The organism is Streptomyces sp. NPDC005808 (genome assembly GCF_042871385.1).
GTDB lineage: Bacteria > Actinomycetota > Actinomycetes > Streptomycetales > Streptomycetaceae > Streptomyces.
The window spans coordinates 436,134-454,347 of record NZ_JBIAIK010000001.1; the positions used below are offsets into that span (position 1 = coordinate 436,134).

The following is an 18,214-nucleotide window of genomic DNA, read 5'->3' on the forward strand; positions in this document are numbered from 1 at the left end:
GGGCCGGCCGCCTGAAACGACCGGGTGGAACGGGGTGGCTACCGCTTGGACTTCGGGTCGAGCGCGTCGCGCACCGAGTCGCCGAGCAGGTTGAAGGCGAGGACGAAGATCACCATCGACAAGCCCGGGAAGAGCATGAAGGTGAGGTCCTCGGTATAGAACTGGGCGCCGCGCTGGATCATGACGCCCCAGTCCGGGGTCGGGTCGGTGATGCCGACGCCGAGGAAGGACAGGGCGGCCTCGGAGGTCACATACGCGGGAAGCATCAACGTGGACTGGATGAGGATCGGCGTCCACAGGTTGGGCAGCAGCTCCTTGAACACGATGCGCCGCGGCGACGCGCCGGTGACCTTGGCCGCCTCGATGTACTCCCGCTCGCGCAGACCGAGTACCTGGCCGCGCAGCAGTCGGGCGATGGAGGCCCAGCCGAAGGAGGAGAGGACCAGGATCAGGGCGGCGGCCCGCAGAGAGGTGGGGATGTTGTCGTCGGGGGCGACGAACAGCCCGTACACGACCGGCATGAAGGCGATGAAGAACAACGTGGACGGGAACGACAGCACGATGTCGATGATCCGGCCGACGAGATAGTCGGTCTTGCCGCCCAGATAGCCCGCGGTGGTGCCGACGACCACGCCGACGACGGTGGTCAGCAGGGTGGCGGCCACGGCGATACCCAGCGAGGTCCGGATGCCGTACAGCAGGTAGGTGAAGACGTCCCTGCCCAGCTGCGGCTCGATGCCGAACCAGAACTCCGAGCTCATCCCGCCGTTCGCTCCGGCCGGGTAGGAGAAGGCGTCCAGGAGTTCCGGGCGCTGGCTGGCGTACGTCGTGTAGGGGTTCTTGCCGTACAGCTTCGCTATCAGCGGGGCGCAGATCGCGATCGTGAAGAAGAAGATCACGATGTAGGCGGATATGACGCCCGTGCGGTCGCGTTTGAACCGCTTCCAGGCGAGTCGCCCCGGGGAGCGGCTCTCGGAGCCCTTGGGGATGGATGAGGGCGTCGACTTCTCGATGCTCTCGTCGGTCACCTCAAGCGGGGCGGCCGCGGAAGGAGTAGGGAGGGTCATGGTGCTCCGTGCCCGAAGGGGTCAAGGGCTCCGCAGGGCGCTCCCTACGGGCTACGCCGGACTTTTTCAACGCAATTCATGCAAGGTCAATAAAATCCGACCCCCCTTGGTTTTGTCTTTACTGTCTTTGCCTCGACCTGACTTCGGCATAACTACGCGTGTAGCGTGCCGTGGCCGATCCGTGTCCAGAAACGGACCAACTGCCCTAATCGGGCAAGAGGTTCGATATGCGGACGCCGGAGTCTCGGAATGCGTACATCCGGCGGACGTCCGACGGACGCGATCCAACGGTTTCGCATCGAACTGTGAAGATCCATTGCGCCGACCGTCCGGGGTGTCGGCGTCCGGTGCGTCGGCAGCCGGAGTGTCAGATTCCGGCGTGCCTGCATATGGCTGGCGCTTCCACTCGAAAGAGTGGGCCGAATGTGCGATATGCCATTTATGGGCTGATATTGAGCGCTACAGGCACAGCGCACCGGAGCCGACAGCGAACGCCCCGGCGCCGACGGCACAGCGCACTCTTGAGGAGGCACTCCATGCGTGGAGCCACGCACGCCAAATGGGCCGCATGTGCGGCCGCGGTAGCCCTCGCGGCGACCGCCTGTGGGGGCGGAGGGAGTGACAGCGGCGGCGACGGCACCGGAGTCGTGAGTTCCTCGTGGGGAGACCCGCAGAACCCGTTGGAACCGGCCAACACCAACGAGGTGCAGGGCGGCAAGGTCCTGGACATGGTCTTCCGCGGGCTGAAGCGGTACAACGCCAAGACCGGCGCCGCCGAGGACATGCTCGCCGACAAGATCGACACCACGGACTCGCAGAACTTCACGGTCACGATCAAGGACGGCTGGAAGTTCAGCAACGGCGAGGCCGTCACCGCGCAGTCCTTCGTCGACGCGTGGAACTACGGCGCCAGCCTCAAGAACAACCAGAAGAACGCGTACTTCTTCGGGTACATCGACGGGTACGACAAGACCCACCCCGAGGACGGCAGCAAGCAGAGCGCCGACACCCTGTCCGGGTTGAAGGTCACCGGCACCAACACCTTCACCGTCAGGCTCAACCAGAAGTTCTCGACCTTCCCCGACACCCTCGGCTACGCCGCCTTCTCCCCACTGCCCAAGGCGTTCTTCGACGACCACGCGAACTGGCTGAAGAAGCCGATCGGCAACGGGCCCTACACCATCGACTCGTACACCAAGGGCTCGCAGATGTCCCTGCGGAAGTGGGACGGCTACTCCGGCACGGACAAGGCGGAGAACGGCGGCGTGGACCTCAAGGTCTACACCGACAACAACACCGCCTACACCGACCTCATGGCCGGCAACCTCGATCTCGTCGATGACGTGCCCGCCTCCCAGCTCAAGAACGTGCAGAGCGACCTCGGTGACCGGTACATCAATACGCCCGCCGGCATCATCCAGACGCTCGCTTTCCCGTTCTATGACAAGAATTGGGACAAAGCAGGGATGGAGAAGGTTCGTCAGGGACTGTCCATGGCGATCAACCGTGAGCAGATCACCGACACGATCTTCCAGAAGACCCGCACTCCGGCCTCCGACTGGACCTCACCGGTGCTCGGCGCGGACGGCGGCTTCAAGGAGGGGCTGTGCGGTGACGCCTGCGACTACAACCCGAGCGAGGCCAAGAAGCTGATCGAGGAGGGCGGCGGCTTTCCCGGCGGGCAGGTCAAGATCTCGTACAACGCGGACACCGGCTCGCACAAGGAGTGGGTCGACGCCGTCTGCAACTCCGTCAACAACGCGATGGGCAACGACAAGGCCTGCGTCGGCAACCCCGTCGGCACCTTCGCCGACTTCCGCGACCAGATCACCTCGGACAAGATGTCGGGCCCCTTCCGGGCCGGCTGGCAGATGGACTACCCGCTGATCCAGAACTTCCTCCAGCCGCTGTACTACACCAACGCCTCGTCCAACGACGGCAAGTGGACCAACCCGGACTTCGACAAACTCGTCGACCAGGCGAACGCCGAGACGGACCGTGCCAAGGCCGTGGACCTCTTCCAGCAGGCCGAGGAGGTCCTGCGGGACGACATGGGCGCCATCCCGCTCTGGTACCAGAACGGCAGCGCCGGCTACTCGGACCAGGTCTCCAACGTGGCGCTCAACCAGTTCAGCGTCCCCGTCTACAACGAGATCAAGGTCAACTGAGCCGCGCCGGGCGGCCCCTCGAAGGGGCCGCCCTCTTCTACCTCCGGAGCCCTCATGGGACGGTACGTGATCCGGCGCCTGCTGCAGATGATCCCGGTCTTCATCGGCGCCACCCTGCTGATCTTCCTGATGGTCAACGTGATGGGCGATCCCATCGCCGGCCTGTGCGGAGACCGGGCCTGCGACCCCGCCACCGCCGCCCAGCTCAGGAAGGAGTTCGGCCTCGACAAGCCCGTGTGGCAGCAATACCTGACCTACATGGGCAACGTCTTCACCGGCGACTTCGGCACCGCCTTCAACGGGCAGCCGGTCACCGAACTGATGTCGACCGCCTTCCCCGTCACCATCCGGCTCACCATCGTCGCGATCGTCATCGAGATCGTCATCGGCATCGCGCTGGGCGTCATCACCGGCCTGCGCCGCGGGCGGCCCGTCGACTCCGGCGTCCTGCTGTTCACCCTCGTCGTCATCTCGGTGCCCACCTTCGTCACCGGCCTGCTGCTCCAACTGCTGCTCGGCGTCGAGTGGGGCTGGATCAAACCGTCGGTCTCCTCGGACGCCGAATTCGGCGAACTGATCGTCCCGGGCCTGGTCCTGGCCTCCGTCTCCCTCGCCTACGTGACCCGGCTGACCCGGACCTCCATCGCGGAGAACAAACGGTCCGACTACGTCCGTACGGCGATCGCCAAGGGCCTGCCCCGGCGCCGGGTGATCACCAAGCACCTGCTGCGGAACTCACTCATCCCCGTGGTCACCTTCATCGGCACGGACATCGGCGCGCTCATGGGCGGCGCGATCGTCACCGAGCGGATCTTCAACATCCACGGCGTCGGCTTCCAGCTCTACCAGGGGATTCTCCGCCAGAACACACAGACCGTCGTGGGCTTCGTGACCGTCCTGGTCCTGGTGTTCCTGGTCGCCAACCTGCTCGTGGACCTGCTGTACGCCGTACTCGACCCGAGGATCCGCTATGCCTGAACCCCAGCCGCCGAAGCCGTGGATGTCGGGCGGTGGCCGCGCCCCGGAGGACGGCGCGATCGCCGCGACGGGCATGGGCGGCGCGATGGACCTCGCCACGAGCGAGGGGGAGACCCTGGAACGGACTCCGGGCGGGCCGGACGGCACGGGACCGCAGGAGAAGGCCCGTTCGCTGTGGTCCGACGCCTGGCGTGATCTCCGCCGCAACCCCGTCTTCATCGTCTCCGGGCTCGTCATCCTCTTCCTGGTGGTCATCTCGCTCTGGCCCTCGCTGATCGCCTCCGGGAACCCGCTCAGCTGCGACCTCGCCAAGGCCCAGGAGGGCTCGCAGCCGGGCCACCCCTTCGGCTTCGACGGCCAGGGCTGCGACGTCTACACGCGGACGGTGTACGGCACCCGCGTCTCGATCGCCGTCGGTGTCTGCGCCACGCTCGGGGTTGCGATCCTCGGGTCGGTGCTCGGCGGGCTCGCCGGCTTCTTCGGCGGAGTGTGGGACTCGGTCCTGTCCAGGATCACGGACATCTTCTTCGCGATCCCCGTGGTGCTTGGCGGCCTGGTCCTCCTCTCCGTGGTGACGAGCAACACGGTCTGGCCGGTCATCGGGTTCATGGTGCTGCTCGGCTGGCCGCAGCTCTCCCGCATCGCACGCGGCTCCGTCATCACCACCAAGCAGAACGACTACGTCCAGGCCGCCCGAGCCCTCGGCGCCTCCAACTCACGGCTGCTGCTGCGGCACATCACACCGAACGCCGTCGCGCCGGTGATCGTCGTCGCGACCATCGCGCTGGGCACGTACATCGCGCTGGAGGCGACGCTCTCCTACCTCGGTGTCGGCCTGAAGCCCCCGACGGTCTCCTGGGGCATCGACATCTCCTCGGCGTCCGCCTACATCAGGCAGGCCCCGCACATGCTCCTGTGGCCCGCCGGAGCCCTCGCGATCACCGTCCTGGCGTTCATCATGCTCGGCGACGCGGTGCGCGACGCCCTCGACCCGAAGCTGAGGTGACGGCCGTGCTGCTCGAAGTGCGCGATCTGCACGTGGAGTTCAGGACCAGGGACGGGGTCGCGAAGGCCGTCAACGGGGTCACCTACAGCGTGGACGAGGGCGAGACCCTCGCCGTGCTCGGCGAGTCCGGCTCCGGCAAGTCGGTGACCGCACAGGCCATCATGGGCATCCTCGACGTGCCCCCCGGGAAGATCACCGGCGGTGAAGTCCTCTTTCAGGGCCGGGACTTGCTGAAACTCAAGGAGGAGGAGCGGCGCAAGGTCCGCGGCGCCGAGATGGCGATGATCTTCCAGGACGCGCTGTCCTCCCTCAACCCGGTGCTCTCCGTGGGCGATCAGCTCGGCGAGATGTTCACCGTGCACCGCGGGATGTCCAGGAAGGACGCCCGCGCCAAAGCCGTCGAGCTGATGGACCGGGTACGGATCCCGGCCGCTGCCGAGCGCGTACGTGACTATCCGCACCAGTTCTCCGGCGGTATGCGCCAGCGCATCATGATCGCCATGGCGCTGGCCCTGGAACCCGCCCTGATCATCGCCGACGAACCGACCACCGCCCTCGACGTCACCGTCCAGGCCCAAGTCATGGACCTGCTGGCCGAGTTGCAGCGCGAACTACACATGGGGCTCATCCTCATCACCCACGACCTCGGCGTGGTCGCGGACGTCGCCGACCGGATCGCCGTGATGTACGCGGGCCGGATCGTCGAGTCGGCGCCGGTCCACGACATCTACAAAGCCCCCGCGCACCCGTACACCAAAGGCCTGTTGGAGTCGATCCCGCGCCTGGACCAGAAGGGCCAGGAGCTCTACGCCATCAAGGGCCTGCCGCCGAACCTGATGCGCATCCCGCCGGGCTGCGCCTTCAACCCCCGCTGCCCGATGGCCCAGGACGTCTGCCGGACCGACGTGCCCCCGCTCGCGGAGGTCGACAGTCCTGACGGCCCCCGCAGGAGCGCCTGCTTCTTCTGGAGGGAGTGCCTCGATGACACAAGCAGCCACTGAGGCGACACCGGCAGCCACGGAGGCGCTTCTTGAGGTCAGCGGGCTGGTCAAGCACTACCCGCTGACCCAGGGCATCGTCTTCAGAAAGCAGATCGGATCCGTCAAGGCCGTCGACGGCGTCGACTTCCACCTCGACCGGGGCGAGACCCTCGGCATCGTTGGCGAGTCCGGCTGCGGCAAGTCCACCGTCGCGAAAATGCTGGTAAACCTGGAGAAGCCGACCGCCGGGGTGATCAAGTACAAGGGCGAGGACATCACCAAGATGTCCGGCAAGGCCCTCAAAGCCGTACGCCGCAACATCCAGATGGTCTTCCAGGACCCGTACACCTCGCTCAACCCGCGCATGACCGTCGGCGACATCATCGGGGAGCCGTACGAGATCCACCCCGAGGTCGCGCCGAAGGGCGACCGGCGGCAGAAGGTCCAGGAACTGCTCGACGTGGTCGGGCTGAACCCCGAGTACATCAACCGCTATCCGCATCAGTTCTCCGGCGGACAGCGCCAACGCATCGGTATCGCACGGGGGTTGGCGCTGCGCCCCGAGATCATCGTCGCGGACGAGCCGGTGTCCGCGCTCGACGTCTCGGTCCAGGCGCAGGTGATCAACCTGCTCGACAGACTCCAGGACGAGTTCGATCTGTCGTACGTCTTCATCGCGCACGACCTCTCCATCGTGCGGCACATCTCCGACCGGGTCGGCGTGATGTACCTCGGGCGGATCGTGGAGACCGGCAGGGACGCCGAGATCTACGACCACCCGACGCACCCCTACACACAGGCACTTCTCTCCGCCGTGCCCGTGCCCGACCCTGAGGCCCGGGAACACCGCGAACGGATCATCCTCGCCGGGGATGTGCCCTCCCCGGCGAACATCCCGTCAGGGTGCCGCTTCCGCACCCGCTGCTGGAAGGCGCAGGAGCGCTGCGCGCTGGAGGTACCGCTGCTCGCGGTGCCCGCGGAGTTCCGGCTCACCGAGGGGCCGGCCGCGCACGACTCGGCCTGTCACTTCGCGGAGGAGAAGCAGGTGGTGCCGCCGGAGGGCCCCACGGAGGGGGCGGCATAGCCGCACAAATGTGCACCAATCGCGTTTACACGCAGGCAACTTCACGGACGCGGACCCGATATACGGACCCGTCAGTCTGAACAACGTACGGCCGTGCGGGTGCCGTAAACGGGCCGGGAGCGCCATGTCTCCCGGCCCGTTGCCGTACCTACGCCAGCCCCAGTGACCGCTTCAGGAAGTCCACCTGGAGCAGGAGGAGGTTCTCCGCGACCTGTTCCTGGGGGGTCATGTGGGTGACGCCTGACAGGGGGAGGACCTCGTGCGGGCGGCCGGCGGACAGCAGGGCCGAGGACAGGCGGAGGGTGTGGGCCACCACCACGTTGTCGTCGGCGAGGCCGTGCACGATCATCATGGGACGGGCGGGCTCCGCGGCGGCCACCAGGCCGTTGTCGTCGATCAGCGAGTTCGCGGCGTACACCTCGGGGCGGGTGTTCGGGTCGCCCAGGTAGCGCTCCGTGTAGTGCGTGTCGTACAGCCGCTGGTCGGTGACCGGGGCTCCGACGATGCCCGCGTGGAACACGTCCGGGCGGCGCAGCACGGCGAGCCCCGCCAGATAGCCGCCGAACGACCAGCCCCTGATGGCGACTCGGGTCAGATCCAGCGGAAAGGTCTCGGCGAGTGCCTGGAGAGCGTCGATCTGGTCCTGGAGGATGACCGCGGCCATGTCGTTCTTGATCGCCTTCTCCCAGGCGGGGGAGCGGCCCGGGGTGCCCCGGCCGTCCGCGACGACGACCGCGAAACCCTGGTCCGCGAACCACTGCGAGGTGAGGTGCGCGTTGTGCGCGGCCAGCACCCGGGGGGCGTGCGGACCGCCGTAGGGGTCCATGAGGACGGGCAGGGGAGTGTCGCCGCGGTAGTCCGTAGGCATAAGCACGGCGCATGGGATTTTCCGTGCGCCCCCTTGTGTAAGAGTCACGCGCGGGGACAGACCGGGACTTTCGGCGTACGAAGTGATCGTCGACGGTCGCTTTCCGTCGCGCAGTACCTGAACTCGGGCGCCCGGCTGGTCCAGTACCGCCGAGACGAGCACGGTAACGCCCCCGGCGCGCACCGCCGAGTGCACGCCGGGCTCCTGCGAGAGGCGCTCCAAACCGAGTTCGTTGACCCGGTACACATGCACCTCGCCGATCTCCGGCGCGGCCGCCGCCTCGCCCGCCGACGCCGAGATCAGCACCTCGTCGTCCGTCACGTCGAGCACCGCACGCACGTGCAACTGCGGTCCTGTGAGCGGACGTTCACCGAACGCGAGCACCCGCGCGCCGCCCTCGTCGGCGACGCGGACGAGCTGCCCGGCGGGGCTCCAGCAGGGCACGCCGGGGAAAAGATCAAGCCATTGTGGATCTTCGTCCGCGTGCACCATCCGGGTCGCCCCGGTGTCCGGATCCACCGCCAGGAACAGCTGGCTGAGCTGGTCCCGCGCCTGCACGAGAACCAGCGGCGCACCAGCCTCTGACCAGTGCACATGCGCGAGATACGGGTACCGCGCCCGGTCCCACACGACCTCCGTGCGCACCCCGTCGAGATCGATGACGTAGAGCCGTACGTCCGCGTTGGCACTTCCCGCCACCGGATACGCGACCTGTTGCGGATCGCGTCCGGGCTGTGCGGGGTCGGAGATCCACCAGCGGAGTACGGGCGCGTCGTCGACCCGCGCCACGAGCAGCCGGTCCCCCTCCGGCGACCACCAGAAGCCGCGCGAACGCCCCATCTCCTCGGCCGCGATGAACTCAGCCAATCCATAGGAAACCGTCTCCGCCTCCGGTTCGGCGAGTGCCCGGTCGCCCTCGCCCTCGGCGCCGACGACTCGCAGGGCGCTCCCGGAGACGTACGCCACGAGCCGTCCGTCGGGCGAGGGGCGCGGGTCGATCACCGGTCCGGGGACGCGGAGTTCGCGTGCGGTGCCGGCCCGTAGCTCGGCCGTGAAAAGCCGCCCTGACAAGGCGAAAGAGGCCAACTCCACTGCCGTGTCGGTGGCATAGCCGACGATCCCGGCACCGCCCTCGCGGCTGCGCTCGCGGCGTGCGCGTTCCGCCGCCGACAGATGCTCTGTGACGCCTCCGAGCAGCGCCTGAGGATCGGCCGCGACGCGCTCCGTGCCGTCCGCCACGTCGAGTACCCACAGCAGATTCGCCCGGTCCGTACCGGAGCGCGAACGCAGGAACACGACCCGGGAACCATCGGGGGCCACCGCGAAGGCGCGCGGCGCGCCGAGCGTGAACCGCTGGGTACGCGCGTGCTGTCGGGGGAAGGAAAGGGGCTCGGTCATCATGCCCCGACCATATTGGCCATGCGCCCCCTTGTGCGGCCGTGCGCCGATCGATGCGCGCGTACGGATAGTTATGATCACTAGCGCTGTGTGGGTATGTACCCGCTGGCTGCCGTATGGATTTACCGACCCCTCATGTCCGACCCCCACACCGGACCCGTGTCCCTGGGATCTTTGGAGGTGAACCGCCGTGGCACTCTCGATTTCGGCGGTGGTGCTGCTGGCGATCATCGTCTTCATCCTGGTGAAGAAGTCAGGACTGAAGGCGCCGCACGCCATCGTGTGTGTCCTGCTCGGGTTCTATCTCGCTTCCTCGACGGTCGCTCCCACGATCAGCGAGGTGACCACAAACATCGCGGGCATGATCGGCAGCATCAACTTCTGACCGGCGCGGCGACGAGAGCCTCTCGGGCGACGCGAGGCCGGCCGGGGTCCGCACCTGACCATCCCGTTCCGCTGCTTCATGACGTCCGGCTCCGTAAGCTGACGGATCCGGGACGAGCGAAGGCTGGGGCGGCGGCGCGTGGACAGACAGAGTGTGGACGATCGGCTTTGCCGTGACCGTTCTGCGTAGAAGCGGTGCGTGCGTCGGCGGCCGTGAGGCCGCGACTTCCGCCGATGGCGACGACTGGCAGATCTGTACCAGCTCCAACGGCTGTCACCAGGATGTTCCGAGGCTGCGAGTGGTACGGATCTGCCAATCCTGCTATGGCTCCAGCGGTTAGCTTCGAAGATCCCCCTGTTATCCCGAGCGCGCGCCTGCGGCGTGAGCGCGACGAGATCACTCGGCGGTGGAACGAGATCGGAGAGGGCCGGGGGAGCCGGGCGCCTCGTAGGGTGGGTTCCATGACCGAACTGCCCGACCGGCGTCTGCTTCTGGTGCATGCGCACCCCGACGACGAGTCTATCAACAATGGCGCGACCATGGCCAGGTACGCGGCCGAGGGCGCCCATGTGACGCTGGTGACCTGCACCCTCGGCGAAGAGGGTGAGGTCATCCCGCCGGGGCTCGCCCACCTCGCGCCGGACCGCGACGGCGGGCTCGGCCCGTACCGGACCGGTGAGCTGGCCGCCGCCATGAAGGAACTCGGCGTCACGGATCACCGCTTCCTCGGCGGCCCCGGGCGCTATCGCGACTCCGGGATGATGGGCGTCGAGCAGAACCGGCGCCCCGGCGCCTTCTGGTCCGCCGATGTCGACGAAGCCGCCGGGCACCTCGTCGAGGTGATCAGAGAGGTACGCCCCCAGGTGCTCGTCACCTACGACCCCCACGGGGGTTATGGGCACCCGGACCACATCCAGGCCCACCGCGTGGCCGTACGCGCCGCCGAGCTGGCCGCGCAGCCGTCCTTCCGCCCCGAACTCGGTGAGCCCTGGGAGATCGCCAAGATCTACTGGAACCGGGTCCCGCGTTCCGTGGCCGAGGCGGAGTTCGCGAGGCTTCGGGAAGCGCTGCCGGAACTGCCGTACGCGAAGTCGGCCGGCATCGACGACGTACCGGGTGTGGTTGACGACTCGGTGATCACCACCGAGATCGACGGAACGGCCCACGCCGCCGCCAAGGCCGCCGCGATGCGCGCGCACGCCACCCAGGTCGAGGTGGCCGAACCCTGGTTCGTCCTGTCCAATGAGCTCGCCCAGCCGCTGTTCACCACGGAGTACTACGAGTTGGTGCGGGGCGAGCGACCGAGGTCGCGTGAAACCGATCTGTTCGCGGGGATCGCGGGGATCGCGGGGATCGCGGGGATCGCGGAGATCGACCGGAAAGAGCGAGAGGCGGGCCTGTGATGAGTACGACGGGACAGCGGGGGAGCGGGATCGCCCAGCCGCTGGCATTGCCCTCGGGCGGACGCATCGCCGCCTACGCGGGACTTTTCGTGCTCGGCGCCGTCGTCGGGGCAGCCGGGGCGCTGGTGCAACCCGCCTGGTTCCCGGGCGGATTGCTGCTCGCGCTGGCCGGCGCGGCCGGGCTCTTCCTGGGCGGGGCGCGGGCCGTCGGCACCAGAGTAGGGGCCGTCGCACCCGCGGCCGGCTGGATGGTCGCCGTCGTCCTGCTCACCGCCAGCCGGCCGGAGGGCGACTTCCTCTTCGGCGCGGGATTCGGTTCCTACCTCTTCCTGCTCGGCGGTATGGCTGTGGCTGTGATGTGCGCCACGCTTGGACAGGGGCGGCAAGCTGAGGGTTCCGCCGCCCGACTTGGCAAGTGACGTACCACTTCGCGGTATCCGGCAGGTGCGGGTCCCGTGGGGGTTTCCTTCGCGGGCGAGGTTTGCGGGCCGGACATGGCCAGTATGGTGGTGCGCGCCGCCGAGCTGCCCGAGATGAGGTCGAGGAAACGGGCGGCGGAGCCAACCGGGAGAACTTGCCTTGAGTCGTGAAACTGACAGTTCGTCCTCCGGGCCCAACGGGCGCGGTGGAGCCGCGTACCCGTCGGGGACGCCGCCGTACGGGACCCCACAGACCACCGACAGCGGTGCTGACGCGGGCCGTTCGGCCGCCGGCACCCCGCCGGAGGAGCGCAAGACAGAGACCACGCTGACGACGCGGATCCGGATCAACATCCCTGGATCGCGGCCCATCCCGCCCGTCGTGGTGCGCACACCGGTCGCCGACGCGGACGCGTCCACCGAGGGTGCCGACAGCCCGGGCGGTGGCGTGGAGCCGCCGCGTGCACTGAGTTCCGCAGGCGGAGTGCCTGCGTACATGGACGCTCCGGGGGGCGCAGCACCGGCCGCCCCGGCTGCCGCCGCCGAAGAGAAGACGAGCGACTGGTTCGCGCCGCGCAAGTCCGGTGCGCCCAAGGGCGGCCCGGGGGGTGGATCGACCAACGGGACGGGTCTGCCCGGCGGTTCGGCCCCCGGGGGCGCGGTTGCTCCTGCCGGGCCGCAGGGTTCGGGTGGTCCGGGTGCCGGCGGCGGCCGTCACAGTGCTCCCGGCGGTGCGAACGGCGCCGGTCCCCCGGGTGCCTCCGGTGGCGCCCGGCCCGGTGGGGCCAACGCGCCTCGCCCCGGCGGTACGAACGGTGCCGGGCTGCCCGGTGCCACCGGCGGCGGACCTGTGGCGCCCGGCCACGGCGGCGGCACCGGTTCTTTCGACGTCTCGGGAGCGCTCGGCAACACCGGCTCCTTCCCTGCGATCGGATCCGGCGCCGGTGAACAGCGGCGCGACGACCTCCCGTACTTTTCGGACTACCCGGACGACGGCCGGCGCGGTCCCGGCAACGGCAACGGCCCCGGCCCCTCGGGGCCGACCTCAGGTCCGGTCACCGGGGACGGTCCGCTGGCTCCGCCGATGGGTCCTGGCGTGGCGCCCGGCAGTCTGGCCGCAGGGCCGGGCGGGCCTGGCGGTCAGACGATGCGGCCGGGTGGGCCTGCCGGTCAGGGGACGAGGCCGGGTGGCCCTGGAGCAAGGCAGGGCGGCCCCGGCGCGGGCCCGGGATATCCCGGTGGTCCCGGAGCCCACGCGGGCCCCCAGGCGGGCCCTGGCGGTCAAGCGGGCCCTGGAGCCTCTGGCTACCCCGGCGGCGCGGAATCTGGCTATCCCGGCGGCGCGGAATACGACTTCGCGAGCGGTCTCAGCGACGACACCGCGATCCTCACGCCGCAGAAGCCGGCCCCCGGGCCGGGACTCGGCGGCTACGGCGGCGGCGCCGCGGAGAACGTCTCCGGGGACACCCTGACCAGCGGCATCCCCGTCGTACCCGCCACTCAGAACTCCCCGTTCGGGCCCGGCGCGCACCCCGACGGACCGTTGCCGCACACCCCGCCGAGGCTGCCCGAGCCGGTCCAGGAGCCCGCGCCCGCGGCGAAGCGGACCAAGAAGAAGGGCCGCAGCAAGCTGGTCCTCCTCGGGGCCGGCGTGTTCGTGATCGGCGGCGGCGCCTACGGCGCAGGGCTCCTCATGAACCACTCGGACGTGCCCAAGGGCACCACCGTGCTCGGCGTCGACATCGGCGGCGGCACCCGCGACGACGCCGTCAAGAAGCTCGACGACGCCTTCGGCGACCGTACGAACAAGGCGCTGCCGCTCTCGGTCGACGGCGACACGGTCTCACTCAAGCCGGACCAGGCCGGGCTTCAGCTCGACACCCAGGCGACAGTCCGCGCGGCCGCGGGCAGTGACTACAACCCCGTCTCGGTGATCGGCTCCCTGTTCGGCCAGGAGCGTGTCGTCGAGCCCGCGATGCCCGTCGACGAGGAGAAGCTCAGGGCCGCGCTGCAGAGCACCGCGGGCGGCTCCGGTTCGGCGAGCGACGGCACGATCAAGTTCGAGTCCGGCAAGGCCGTCGCCGTGTACGGCAAGGCGGGCAAGGGCATCGACGTCGCGTCCTCCACGCAGGCCGTCGAGGACGCGTACCGCACGCAGGTGGAGACCGGCACGGTCCCGCCGGTGCAGGTCGCCACGTCCACCCAGCAGCCGACGGTCACCGACGCCGAGGTCGACCGGATGATGAAGGAGTTCGCGGAGCCGGCGATGTCGGCCAACGTGACCGTGCAGACGGACGCGGCGCACACGATCCAGATGAGTCCGCAGAACTCGCTGTGGAAGTTCCTCGCGGTGACGGCTGTCGACGGCAAGCTGGTGGACAAGCCGAACCTGACCGCCCTGGAGGAGCTGTACGGTCAGACGTTCGACGGTGTGCTCATCACCCGGGCCAACGGCGAGAAGACGGCCGTGACACCGCAGGACGTCTACGGCGCCCTGCGCCAGGCACTGCTGAGCACCACCGACCGGGTCGCGGTCATCAGCACCGACCCCAGCTAGCGGAACCGCCTTCGCCTCCGAGAGGGTGCCCGGCCATTAACTCCCATGGCGGGGCACCCTCTCTGCTGTCCCCCAAGACCAGACCCCCGCAGGGGAGTTGAACCCCGCCCCGGCCGGCGCGTGCTGACCGCGAACGCCTGCGTGGAGCCCTGGAACGCCGAACGAACGGTAGGGCCACGCGCCCGACGCCGGCGCAGCGCCGCATGACATCTGTCATCCCGGATGCGCGACAGGAGGCACTGCCGTTGGCGCCCCCCGCGCCGCCACGATGGATCACATGACAACGACTGCGACGGCCACCACCTCGGTGGTCGGGTTCGAATCGGTGACCAAGAGCTACGGCGGAGTCCGGGCCGTGGACGGACTGACGCTCGACCTGCACCCGGGCGAGACCGTCGCCCTCCTCGGCCCCAACGGCGCGGGCAAGTCGACCACTCTCGACCTGCTGCTCGGCCTCAAGCGACCCGACAGCGGTGTGGTCCGGGTGTTCGGGGCGGCCCCGCGCGAGGCCATCGTCGGCGGCCGGGTCGGCGCCATGCTGCAGAGCGGCGGCCTGATGGACGAGGTCACCGTCGGGGAACTGGTGAGGCTCGCCTGCGACCTGCACCCGAAGCCGTTCCGGGCCACCGACGTCATGGCCCGCGCGGGCGTCTCGCAACTCGCCGACCGCAAGGTCAACAAGCTCTCCGGCGGCCAGGAACAGCGCGTGCGCTTCGCCCTCGCCACCGCCGGTGACAGCGACCTGATCGTGCTCGACGAGCCCACCACCGGCATGGACGTCTCCGCCCGCCAGGCCTTCTGGGCCACCATGCGCGAGCAGGCGGACCAGGGCCGTACGGTCCTCTTCGCGACGCACTACCTGGAGGAGGCCGACGCGATCGCCGACCGGGTGCTCGTCCTGCACCGGGGACGCCTGCTGGCCGACGGCACCGCCGCCGAGATCAAGGCCAAGGCGGGCGCACGGCGGATCGCCTTCGACCTGCAGACCTCGACCGGCGAGGTCGGCGAGGTCGGCGAGGCTGGCCAGGTCGGCCAGGTCGGCCAGGTCGGCCAGGTCGGCCAGGTCGGCCAGGTCAGCCAGGTCAGCGAGGCCGACGAGGCATCGCTGCGAGCGCTGCCCTTCCTCACCACCATCGACATCTCCGGCCACACGGTCCGCATCCAGTCGACCGATGCCGACGCGACCGTCCACGCGCTGTACGGCCTCGGCCTCTACCCCCGCAACCTCGAAGTCGCCGGGCTCGGTCTCGAGCAGGCCTTCGTCGCCATCACGACCGCCGAGGAGGCGAAGCAGAAGTGCTGAACACATTCGTTTCCCGGGGCCTCGTCAAGCTGGAGATCATCCGCGCCCTGCGCAACCGCAAGTTCCTGTTCTTCTCGGTGATCTACCCCTCGGCCCTGTTCCTGCTGATCGCGGGCAGCGCCGACAGCACGACCCAGGTGGGCGACACCGGCCTCACCCTGCCGACCTTCTACATGGTCTCCATGGCCTCCTTCGGCGCCCTGACCGCCGTACTGCTGGGCAACAGCGAGCGCATCGCGAAGGAGCGGGAGAGCGGCTGGGTACGGCAGTTGCGGCTGACCACGCTGCCGGGCCACGGCTATGTGCTCGCGAAGACAGCGAGCGCGGCCGTCATCAGCCTGCCCTCGATCGTGATCGTCTTCGTCGTCGCGGCGACCGTGAAGAACGTACGCCTCGACGCCTGGCAGTGGGTCGTCCTCACCCTCGCGATCTGGGTCGGCAGCCTGGTCTTCGCCGCGCTCGGGGTGGCCATCGGCTACCTCGCCACCGGGGACGCGGTCCGCCCGATCACGATGATCGTCTACTTCGGCCTTTCGATGCTCGGCGGTCTGTGGCTGCCGAGCACGACCTTCCCCGACTGGCTGCAGAGCATCGCGAACTGGCTGCCCACGCACGCGTACGCTGCCCTGGGGCAGTCCATCGAACTGGGCAACGCCCCGCACGCGAAGGACCTCGCCATCCTCGCCGTCTCCTTCGTCCTGTTCGCGGGCGGCGCGGCCTGGCTGTACCGGAAGGACACGCTGAAGGCGTGAGCGGCGTCGGCATCGGGCAGCGCCCGCAGAACCGCAAGCAGAAGCTGGTCAAGTCCCTGTGGACCGGCATCTGGCTCGTCTACCTGAGCGCGCCCGTCAGCGACCTGCTGCACGGCGGGCACAGCACCGGCGTCCGGATCCTCGGCTGGCTCGGCCTGGTCGCCTTCGTCTGCTGGTACATGATCCTGGTCTTCCGCACCGGCCGCGGCGAGACCAACGCCCTGGTGCTCGGCTCCCTCGCGGTCCTCGCCGCCCAGTCGGCGGTCCTGTCGCTCACCCTGGGCCGGGAGTGGCTCGTCCTCTTCGTGTACGTCGCGATCGCGTCCGGGGCGGCGCTCCCGCTGCGGTGGGCGCGCTGGAGCATCCCGGGCGCCGCCGCCCTGCTGACGGCGATCGCCCTTGCCGTCCCGGACGGCACGGCGTATCTGGGCGCGCTCCTCATCCCGGCGGTCCTCGGCGGGTTCGCGATGACCGGCGTGCGTGAACTCGTGCGCACGACCATCGCGCTGCGCGAGGCCCGCGCCACCGTCGCCCAGCTCGCCGCGAACGAGGAACGGCTGCGGCTCGCCCGTGACCTGCACGACCTGCTGGGGCACTCCCTGTCGCTGATCACGCTCAAGAGCGAGCTGGCCGGCCGCATGCTCCCCGACCACCCCGACAAGGCGGCCAAGGAGGTCGCCGACATCGAGAACGTCAGCCGCCAGGCCCTCGTCGACGTACGCGAGGCGGTCACCGGCTACCGTCGGGCCCGGCTGGCCGGTGAACTCGCGGGCACGAAGGTCGCGTTGACGGCGGCCGGCATCCTCGCGGACCTGCCCGTCGAGCCGGACCTCACCGGGGTCCCCGAGGAGAGCGAGTCCGCGGTGGCCTGGGCGCTGCGCGAGGCGGTCACCAATGTCGTACGGCACAGCGGGGCCCGGCGCTGCGTGGTGGGGCTCGTACGCCGCCAGACGCTGGACGGGCCGGTACTCGAAATGTCCGTGGAGGACGACGGGCCGGGGGGCTCGGGCGGCTCCGGCCATGTCCCCGGCAACGGTCTCATGGGACTGGCCGAACGCCTGGAGAAGGCGGGCGGGACCTTGGAGGCCGGGCGGGTACGGAACGGGTTCCTGCTGGTCGCGCGGGTGCCCACGGGCGAGCCGGGGGACGCGGCCGGCCGGCTCGACGGACCCGTAGGATCCGGGGCATGAGCCGAACGATCAAGGTCCTGCTCGCCGAGGACCAGTCGATGGTCCGCGAGGCACTCGCCGCCCTGCTGGGGCTCGAGCCGGACATCGAGGTCGTCGCCCAAGTGGCCCGTGGGGACGAGGTGTTGGCAGCGGCGCGAGAGCACGACGTGGACGTGGCGCTGCTCGACATCGAGATGCCGGGCAGGACGGGCATCGAGGCGGCAGCCGAGGTCCACCGTGCCCTTCCCGGCCTCAAGCTGGTGATCCTCACGACCTTCGGCCGCCCCGGCTATCTGCGCAGTGCCATGGAGGCCGGCGCCGCCGCCTTCCTGGTCAAGGACGCCCCGGCCGCCCAACTCGCCGAAGCGGTACGGAAGGTACTCGCCGGCGAGCGCGTCATCGACCCCACCCTGGCCGCCGCCGCCCTCGCCGAGGGCGCCAACCCGCTGACCGACCGCGAACGCGAGGTCCTCCGCGCGGCGGCCGACGGCTCCACCAACGCCGAACTGGCCCTCGCTCTCCACCTCTCCCAGGGCACCGTCCGCAACTACCTCTCCACGGCCATCCAGAAGCTGGCGGCCAGGAACAGGGCGGAAGCGGTACGGATCGCGAGGGAGAAGGGCTGGCTGTAGTGCCCCGTAGGGGCGCGGGGAACTGCGCGACCAGCCACAGCGAAC

At 69.3% G+C, this 18,214-nt stretch carries 15 protein-coding genes; 13 read left to right on the forward strand and 2 right to left on the reverse strand.

Annotated features, from left to right (window positions below):
• Nucleotides 1–38: 38 nt before the first annotated feature.
• Complete coding sequence (locus tag ACFYPC_RS01970; RefSeq protein WP_388669169.1) at nucleotides 39–1,067, reverse strand: ABC transporter permease; 1,029 nt, start codon at nucleotides 1,065–1,067, stop codon at nucleotides 39–41.
• A 536-nt stretch (nucleotides 1,068–1,603) separates the two neighbouring features.
• On the opposite strand from ACFYPC_RS01970, the gene ACFYPC_RS01975 reads away from it, so the two are divergent.
• From ACFYPC_RS01975 to ACFYPC_RS01995, 5 genes are read left to right on the forward strand one after another with little or no spacing between them, the layout of a single operon-like run.
• Complete coding sequence (locus ACFYPC_RS01975) at nucleotides 1,604–3,235, forward strand: ABC transporter substrate-binding protein (RefSeq protein WP_388669172.1); 1,632 nt, start codon at nucleotides 1,604–1,606, stop codon at nucleotides 3,233–3,235.
• A gap of 54 nt (nucleotides 3,236–3,289) precedes the next feature.
• Nucleotides 3,290–4,213, forward strand: coding sequence for an ABC transporter permease (locus ACFYPC_RS01980; RefSeq protein WP_388669175.1), 924 nt, complete (start codon nucleotides 3,290–3,292; stop codon nucleotides 4,211–4,213).
• Nucleotides 4,206–5,219 (forward strand): ABC transporter permease, encoded by a 1,014-nt coding sequence (locus ACFYPC_RS01985; RefSeq protein WP_388669178.1) that lies wholly within the window; start codon nucleotides 4,206–4,208, stop codon nucleotides 5,217–5,219. Before ACFYPC_RS01980 ends, ACFYPC_RS01985 begins: the two co-directional genes overlap by 8 nt.
• A gap of 5 nt (nucleotides 5,220–5,224) precedes the next feature.
• Complete coding sequence (locus tag ACFYPC_RS01990) at nucleotides 5,225–6,220, forward strand: ABC transporter ATP-binding protein (RefSeq protein WP_388669181.1); 996 nt, start codon at nucleotides 5,225–5,227, stop codon at nucleotides 6,218–6,220.
• Nucleotides 6,201–7,283, forward strand: coding sequence for an ABC transporter ATP-binding protein (locus ACFYPC_RS01995; RefSeq protein WP_388669184.1), 1,083 nt, complete (start codon nucleotides 6,201–6,203; stop codon nucleotides 7,281–7,283). Before ACFYPC_RS01990 ends, ACFYPC_RS01995 begins: the two co-directional genes overlap by 20 nt.
• A gap of 148 nt (nucleotides 7,284–7,431) precedes the next feature.
• On the opposite strand, the gene ACFYPC_RS02000 is transcribed toward ACFYPC_RS01995, so the two are convergent.
• A complete protein-coding gene (locus ACFYPC_RS02000; RefSeq protein WP_388669187.1) occupies nucleotides 7,432–9,552 on the reverse strand; it encodes a prolyl oligopeptidase family serine peptidase in 2,121 nt (706 codons plus the stop codon).
• 187 nt (nucleotides 9,553–9,739) lie between these two features.
• Between ACFYPC_RS02000 and ACFYPC_RS02005 the strand changes: the two genes are divergently transcribed.
• The 8 genes from ACFYPC_RS02005 (at nucleotide 9,740) to ACFYPC_RS02040 (ending at nucleotide 18,169) form a co-directional block, all read left to right on the forward strand.
• Nucleotides 9,740–9,934, forward strand: a complete 195-nt coding sequence (locus ACFYPC_RS02005; protein WP_384388679.1) for a hypothetical protein — start codon at nucleotides 9,740–9,742, stop codon at nucleotides 9,932–9,934.
• A 461-nt stretch (nucleotides 9,935–10,395) separates the two neighbouring features.
• Nucleotides 10,396–11,337: an N-acetyl-1-D-myo-inositol-2-amino-2-deoxy-alpha-D-glucopyranoside deacetylase gene (gene mshB / locus ACFYPC_RS02010; protein ID WP_388669191.1), complete on the forward strand. Its 942-nt coding sequence runs from the start codon at nucleotides 10,396–10,398 to the stop codon at nucleotides 11,335–11,337.
• A complete protein-coding gene (locus tag ACFYPC_RS02015; RefSeq protein ID WP_388669194.1) occupies nucleotides 11,337–11,756 on the forward strand; it encodes a DUF6113 family protein in 420 nt (139 codons plus the stop codon). Before mshB ends, ACFYPC_RS02015 begins: the two co-directional genes overlap by 1 nt.
• Before the next feature lie 160 nt (nucleotides 11,757–11,916).
• Nucleotides 11,917–14,313 carry a hypothetical protein gene (locus tag ACFYPC_RS02020; RefSeq protein WP_388669197.1) on the forward strand — a complete coding sequence of 799 codons (2,397 nt, stop codon included), beginning with the start codon at nucleotides 11,917–11,919 and terminating at the stop codon, nucleotides 14,311–14,313.
• A gap of 277 nt (nucleotides 14,314–14,590) precedes the next feature.
• A complete protein-coding gene (locus tag ACFYPC_RS02025) occupies nucleotides 14,591–15,616 on the forward strand; it encodes an ABC transporter ATP-binding protein (protein WP_388669200.1) in 1,026 nt (341 codons plus the stop codon).
• Nucleotides 15,610–16,368, forward strand: a complete 759-nt coding sequence (locus tag ACFYPC_RS02030) for an ABC transporter permease (protein ID WP_388669203.1) — start codon at nucleotides 15,610–15,612, stop codon at nucleotides 16,366–16,368. Before ACFYPC_RS02025 ends, ACFYPC_RS02030 begins: the two co-directional genes overlap by 7 nt.
• Nucleotides 16,365–17,558: a sensor histidine kinase gene (locus ACFYPC_RS02035; protein ID WP_388669206.1), complete on the forward strand. Its 1,194-nt coding sequence runs from the start codon at nucleotides 16,365–16,367 to the stop codon at nucleotides 17,556–17,558. Before ACFYPC_RS02030 ends, ACFYPC_RS02035 begins: the two co-directional genes overlap by 4 nt.
• A complete protein-coding gene (locus ACFYPC_RS02040; RefSeq protein ID WP_388669209.1) occupies nucleotides 17,555–18,169 on the forward strand; it encodes a response regulator transcription factor in 615 nt (204 codons plus the stop codon). The genes ACFYPC_RS02035 and ACFYPC_RS02040 overlap by 4 nt, the downstream gene beginning before the upstream one ends.
• The last annotated feature ends 45 nt before the right edge of the window (nucleotides 18,170–18,214 follow it).

Bases quoted from the DNA above. Each gene is read 5' to 3' on its own strand.
- mshB (WP_388669191.1), top strand. From the start codon at position 10,396: ATGACCGAACTGCCCGACCGGCGTCTGCTTCTGGTGCATGCGCACCCC.
- ACFYPC_RS01975 (WP_388669172.1), top strand. From the start codon at position 1,604: ATGCGTGGAGCCACGCACGCCAAATGGGCCGCATGTGCGGCCGCGGTA.
- ACFYPC_RS01995 (WP_388669184.1), top strand. From the start codon at position 6,201: ATGACACAAGCAGCCACTGAGGCGACACCGGCAGCCACGGAGGCGCTT.
- ACFYPC_RS01980 (WP_388669175.1), top strand. From the start codon at position 3,290: ATGGGACGGTACGTGATCCGGCGCCTGCTGCAGATGATCCCGGTCTTC.
- ACFYPC_RS01985 (WP_388669178.1), top strand. From the start codon at position 4,206: ATGCCTGAACCCCAGCCGCCGAAGCCGTGGATGTCGGGCGGTGGCCGC.
- ACFYPC_RS01970 (WP_388669169.1), bottom strand. From the start codon at position 1,067: ATGACCCTCCCTACTCCTTCCGCGGCCGCCCCGCTTGAGGTGACCGAC.
- ACFYPC_RS02040 (WP_388669209.1), top strand. From the start codon at position 17,555: ATGAGCCGAACGATCAAGGTCCTGCTCGCCGAGGACCAGTCGATGGTC.
- ACFYPC_RS02000 (WP_388669187.1), bottom strand. From the start codon at position 9,552: ATGATGACCGAGCCCCTTTCCTTCCCCCGACAGCACGCGCGTACCCAG.
- ACFYPC_RS02025 (WP_388669200.1), top strand. From the start codon at position 14,591: ATGACAACGACTGCGACGGCCACCACCTCGGTGGTCGGGTTCGAATCG.
- ACFYPC_RS02015 (WP_388669194.1), top strand. From the start codon at position 11,337: ATGAGTACGACGGGACAGCGGGGGAGCGGGATCGCCCAGCCGCTGGCA.